The sequence below is a fragment of the Saccharothrix sp. NRRL B-16314 genome, assembly GCF_000716595.1.
Classification (GTDB): domain Bacteria; phylum Actinomycetota; class Actinomycetes; order Mycobacteriales; family Pseudonocardiaceae; genus Actinosynnema.
Genome location: NZ_JNXC01000075.1, coordinates 1 through 2,391, shown reverse-complemented (window position 1 = coordinate 2,391; position 2,391 = coordinate 1). Strand labels below are relative to the sequence as shown.

1 protein-coding gene is annotated in these 2,391 nt (G+C 65.7%); it reads right to left on the bottom strand.

Features of this window, described 5'->3' with window-relative positions:
* Nucleotides 1–2,391, bottom strand: a 2,391-nt coding sequence (locus tag OQ02_RS39010; RefSeq protein WP_033443721.1) for an ATP-dependent Clp protease ATP-binding subunit, incomplete at its 3' end; no start/stop codon positions are given.

The following is a 2,391-nucleotide window of genomic DNA, read 5'->3' as shown; positions in this document are numbered from 1 at the left end:
GATCTGGCCGGCGGTGATCTCGCCGAACAGGATCTTCTCCGACAGCTGGTCCTCGATCTCGCGCTGGATCGTGCGACGCAGCGGCCGGGCACCCAGCACCGGGTCGAACCCGCGCTTGGCCAGCAGCATCTTCGCCCGATCGGTCAGCTCGATCGCCATGTCCTTGTTCTTCAACTGCGTCTCGACCCGGGCGATCATCAGGTCCACCATCTTGATGATCTCGTCCTGCGTCAGCTGGTGGAACACGATGATGTCGTCGATGCGGTTGAGGAACTCCGGCCTGAAGTGCTTCTTCAGCTCGTCGTTGACCTTGTTCTTCATCCGCTCGTAGTTCGACGCCACGTCCTGACCCGACGTGAAGCCCAACCCCACGGCCTTGCTGATGTCCGAGGTGCCCAGGTTCGACGTGAAGATGATCACCGTGTTCTTGAAGTCCACCGTCCGGCCCTGACCATCGGTCAACCGGCCGTCCTCCAACACCTGCAACAGCGTGTTGTAGACCTCCTGGTGCGCCTTCTCGATCTCGTCGAACAACACCACCGAGAACGGCTTGCGCCGCACCTTCTCCGTGAGCTGCCCACCCTCCTCGTACCCGACATAACCGGGAGGGGCACCGAACAACCGCGACGCGGTGTACCGGTCGTGGAACTCGCCCATGTCGATCTGGATCAGCGCGTCGTCCTCGCCGAACAGGAAGTTCGCCAGCGCCTTCGACAACTCCGTCTTACCCACACCCGACGGACCCGCGAAGATGAACGACCCCGACGGGCGCTTCGGGTCCTTCAACCCCGCCCGCGTCCGACGGATCGCCTGGCTCACCGCCTTGACGGCGTCGACCTGGCCGATGATCCGCTTGTGCAGCTCGTCCTCCATGCGGAGCAGACGCGTGGTCTCCTCCTCGGTGAGCTTGAACACCGGGATACCGGTCCAGTTCGCCAACACCTCGGCGATCTGCTCGTCGTCGACCTCGGCGACCACGTCCAGGTCGCCGTCCTTCCACTGCTTCTCCCGCTCGGCCTTCTGACCCAGCAGCGTCTTCTCCGCGTCACGCAGCTTCGCCGCCCGCTCGAAGTCCTGCGCGTCGATCGCGGACTCCTTGTCCCGACGCACGTCCGCGATCTTCTCGTCGAACTCCCGCAGGTCCGGCGGCGCGGTCATCCGACGGATCCGCATCCTGGCGCCGGCCTCGTCGATCAGGTCGATCGCCTTGTCCGGCAGGAACCGGTCGTTGATGTACCGGTCGGCCAACGTCGCCGCCGCCACCAGCGCCGAATCCGTGATCGACACGCGGTGGTGCGCCTCGTACCGGTCGCGCAGACCCTTCAGGATCTCGATCGTGTGCTCCAGCGACGGCTCGCCGACCTGGATCGGCTGGAACCGGCGCTCCAGCGCGGGGTCCTTCTCCACGTACTTGCGGTACTCGTCCAGCGTCGTCGCGCCGATCGTCTGCAGCTCACCGCGCGCCAGCATCGGCTTCAGGATCGAGGCCGCGTCGATCGCGCCCTCCGCCGCACCCGCACCCACCAGGGTGTGGATCTCGTCGATGAACAGGATGATGTCACCGCGCGTGCGGATCTCCTTGAGCACCTTCTTCAGGCGCTCCTCGAAATCACCCCGGTACCGCGAACCCGCCACCAGCGAACCCAGGTCCAGCGTGTAGAGCTGCTTGTCCTTCAGCGTCTCGGGCACCTCGCCCTTGACCACCATCTGGGCCAAACCCTCGACCACGGCGGTCTTGCCCACGCCGGGCTCGCCGATCAGCACCGGGTTGTTCTTGGTGCGCCGCGACAGCACCTGCATGACCCGCTCGATCTCCTTGGTGCGACCGATCACCGGGTCGAGCTTGCCCTCCCGCGCACTCGCGGTCAGGTTGCGCCCGAACTGGTCCAGCACCAACGACGACGACGGGGTGCCCTCACCCCGACCACCCGACTCCGCGGGCTCCTTGCCGCCCGAGTAGCCCGACAACAGCTGCAGCACCTGCTGACGCACCCGGTTCAGGTCCGCGCCCAGCTTGACCAGCACCTGCGCGGCGACACCCTCACCCTCGCGGATCAGGCCCAGCAGGATGTGCTCCGTGCCGATGTAGTTGTGCCCCAGCTGCAGCGCCTCGCGCAACGACAGCTCCAGCACCTTCTTCGCACGCGGGGTGAAGGGGATGTGACCCGACGGCGCCTGCTGACCCTGGCCGATGATCTCCTCGACCTGCTGGCGCACGCCCTCCAGCGCGATCCCCAACGACTCCAGCGCCTTCGCGGCGACACCCTCACCCTCGTGGATCAACCCCAAAAGGATGTGTTCGGTGCCGATGTAGTTGTGGTTGAGCATCCTGGCCTCTTCCTGGGCCAGGACAACCACCCGCCTCGCGCGGTCGGTGAACCTTTCGAACAT